Origin of the sequence: Algoriphagus sp. (genome assembly GCF_024305035.1) — a bacterium.
Lineage (GTDB): Bacteria > Bacteroidota > Bacteroidia > Cytophagales > Cyclobacteriaceae > Algoriphagus.
This window is the reverse complement of record NZ_JAMWZB010000087.1, coordinates 1-513: the sequence shown is the minus strand read 5'-3', so window position 1 is coordinate 513 and position 513 is coordinate 1. Positions and strand designations below refer to the sequence as shown.

1 protein-coding gene is annotated in these 513 nt (G+C 51.5%); it reads right to left on the bottom strand.

Features of this window, described 5'->3' with window-relative positions; translation table 11 throughout:
* Positions 1-513 (bottom strand): IS66 family transposase (locus tag Q0L00_RS19630; protein ID WP_297338593.1); only part of this gene is annotated, 513 nt, incomplete at both ends.

Here is a 513-nt window from a genome sequence, read left to right as displayed (position 1 = left end):
TTTTGATGAAGGTGAGTGCCAGCTCTGCCTTTAACTTGTCGTTTTGCTGTGCATCGAAAAATTCACGGCGTGCATGCGCCCAGCAGCACAGGTGGGTCACCCCCTGCTGCTTGCCATAGCTTTCATAAACAGCATATCCGTCACTTTGGAGATAGCCTTTGAAGCCTTCCAGCAGTTTTTTGGGAGCGTCCTTCCCACGTCCTTTTTGGTAATCGAACAATACGGTGCCATCCATAGGATTATGGTACACCCAGTAATAGCCCAGGTGTGTCTGTTTCTTTTTGGTCGCATCCAAAACCCGGATAGTGGTTTCATCCACCTGAAGGTATCCCTTGGACCGGGTGTTGTTCACCAGCCAGTCGTAGAGGATTTCCAGGCGGTTCAGACTTTTACTGACCCATCCGTCCAGGGTAGAGGCGGCGATGGGGATCTTTTCCCGCTTGAAGCGCTGCAGTTGCCGGTAAAGCGGCAGATGGTCCACATACTTGTCTGTCAGAATGGAGGCCAATAGCC